The following is a 2,447-nucleotide window of genomic DNA, read 5'->3' as shown; positions in this document are numbered from 1 at the left end:
GGTGAAGTCGTAACAAGGTAGCCGTATCGGAAGGTGCGGCTGGATCACCTCCTTTAGAGACTAAAGACAGAGAAGTATCTGTCAGACGTCCGCACAAGTGACCTGCATTCGAAGCGTCCCGCAAGGCGGAGCAATCCGCACGCTTTTCAGCGATACCACGGGGCCATAGCTCAGCTGGGAGAGCACCTGCTTTGCAAGCAGGGGGTCGTCGGTTCGATCCCGACTGGCTCCACCAACTGGCGAAGACGCAACAACGGGTCTGTAGCTCAGGTGGTTAGAGCGCACCCCTGATAAGGGTGAGGTCGGTGGTTCGAGTCCTCCCAGACCCACCACGTTTCGAATGAATGTCGCGCACACTTAAAGATATTTGACGGGCCTGGCGTTGAAGCCGGCCCGAAGTTCTTTGAAAACTTGGGACGTAACGAATACGTTTGAGACGAATGTCCAGACGTGTCGAGAGGCTAAGGCGGGCATCGAAAGATGCCAAATTGAGTGTATAAGTCGTTGATATTCGCGACGACATGGCTCCGAGGCGACTTGGGGTTATATGGTCAAGCGAATAAGCGCACACGGTGGATGCCTTGGCGGTCAGAGGCGATGAAGGACGTGGCAGCCTGCGAAAAGCGTCGGGGAGCTGGCAACAAGCTTTGATCCGGCGATGTCCGAATGGGGAAACCCACCCGAAAGGGTATCCTGCAGTGAATACATAGCTGCTGGAGGCGAACGCGGTGAACTGAAATATCTAAGTAACCGTAGGAAAAGAAATCAACCGAGATTCCCTGAGTAGTGACGAGCGAACGGGGACTAGCCCAAAAGTCGATAGAGTTCTAGGAAAACGGTCTGGAAAGTCCGGCCATAGAAGGTGATAGCCCTGTATTCGAAAGGGCTCTTTCGATGAAATTGAGTAGGGCGGGGCACGTGAAACCCTGTCTGAACATGGGGGGACCATCCTCCAAGGCTAAATACTACTGACCGACCGATAGTGAACCAGTACCGTGAGGGAAAGGCGAAAAGAACCCCGGCGAGGGGAGTGAAATAGACCCTGAAACCGTGTGCGTACAAGCAGTCGGAGCCCGCAAGGGTGACGGCGTACCTTTTGTATAATGGGTCAGCGACTTACTGTCTGTGGCGAGCTTAACCGTATAGGGGAGGCGAAGGGAAACCGAGTCTGAATAGGGCGCATAGTCGCAGGCAGTAGACCCGAAACCGGGTGATCTAGTCATGCCCAGGGTGAAGGTTGAGTAACATCAACTGGAGGCCCGAACCCACTCCCGTTGCAAAGGTAGGGGATGAGGTGTGATTAGGAGTGAAAAGCTAATCGAACCCGGAGATAGCTGGTTCTCCTCGAAAGCTATTTAGGTAGCGCCTCATGTGAATCTTCCTGGGGGTAGAGCACTGTTATGGCTAGGGGGTCATCGCGACTTACCAAACCATGGCAAACTCCGAATACCAGGACAGAATGCATGGGAGACACACGGCGGGTGCTAACGTCCGTCGTGAAAAGGGAAACAACCCAGACCCACAGCTAAGGTCCCAAATTACCGCTCAGTGGGAAACGATGTGGAAAGGCACAGACAGCCAGGAGGTTGGCTTAGAAGCAGCCACCCTTTAAAGAAAGCGTAATAGCTCACTGGTCGAGTCGGTCTGCGCGGAAGATTTAACGGGGCTAAGCGGTAAACCGAAGCTTGGGGTGCATACTTCGGTATGCGCGGTAGAGGAGCGTTCCGTAAGCCTGCGAAGGTGGATCGAGAGGTCTGCTGGAGGTATCGGAAGTGCGAATGCTGACATGAGTAACGATAATGCGGGTGAAAAGCCCGCACGCCGAAAGCCTAAGGTTTCCTTGCGCAACGTTAATCGGCGCAGGGTGAGTCGGCCCCTAAGGCGAGGCAGAAATGCGTAGTCGATGGGAAGCTGGTTAATATTCCAGCACCTCGCGTAAGTGCGATGGAGGGACGGAGAAGGTTAGGTTGGCCGGGCGTTGGTTGTCCCGGTGAGAGAGTTGAGGCGGTGCCCTTAGGCAAATCCGGGGGCGCAACGTTGAGACTAAGGACGAGTCCTTTAGGACTAAGCAACCGATATCACGCTTCCAGGAAAAGCTCCTAAGCTTCAGCTTACGCAGACCGTACCGTAATCCGACACAGGTGGGCAGGATGAGAATTCTCAGGCGCTTGAGAGAACTTGGGTGAAGGAACTAGGCAAAATAGTACCGTAACTTCGGGAGAAGGTACGCCCTCCATGGTGAATAGCTGAGGAGGGCCGCAGTGACCAGGCCGCTGCGACTGTTTATCAAAAACACAGCACTCTGCAAACACGAAAGTGGACGTATAGGGTGTGACGCCTGCCCGGTGCTGGAAGGTTAATTGATGGGGTCAGCCGCAAGGCGAAGCTCTTGATCGAAGCCCCAGTAAACGGCGGCCGTAACTATAACGGTCCTAAGGTAGCGAAAT

General features: G+C 54.3%; 2 tRNA genes and 2 rRNA genes. All 4 read left to right on the top strand.

Annotated elements, in window-relative coordinates:
- A 16S ribosomal RNA gene (locus ACZIYX_RS23835) occupies nucleotides 1-55 on the top strand; the annotation flags it as partial.
- A gap of 104 nt (nucleotides 56-159) precedes the next feature.
- A tRNA-Ala gene (locus tag ACZIYX_RS23830) sits at nucleotides 160-235 on the top strand.
- Between the two features lie 20 nt (nucleotides 236-255).
- Nucleotides 256-332, top strand: a tRNA-Ile gene (locus ACZIYX_RS23825).
- 217 nt (nucleotides 333-549) lie between these two features.
- Nucleotides 550-2,447 (top strand): 23S ribosomal RNA (locus ACZIYX_RS23820); the annotation flags it as partial.

Source organism: Aquimarina sp. (genome assembly GCF_977115655.1).
The sequence above is the reverse complement of the archived record's forward strand: the minus strand, read 5'-3'. Positions and strand labels throughout refer to the sequence as shown.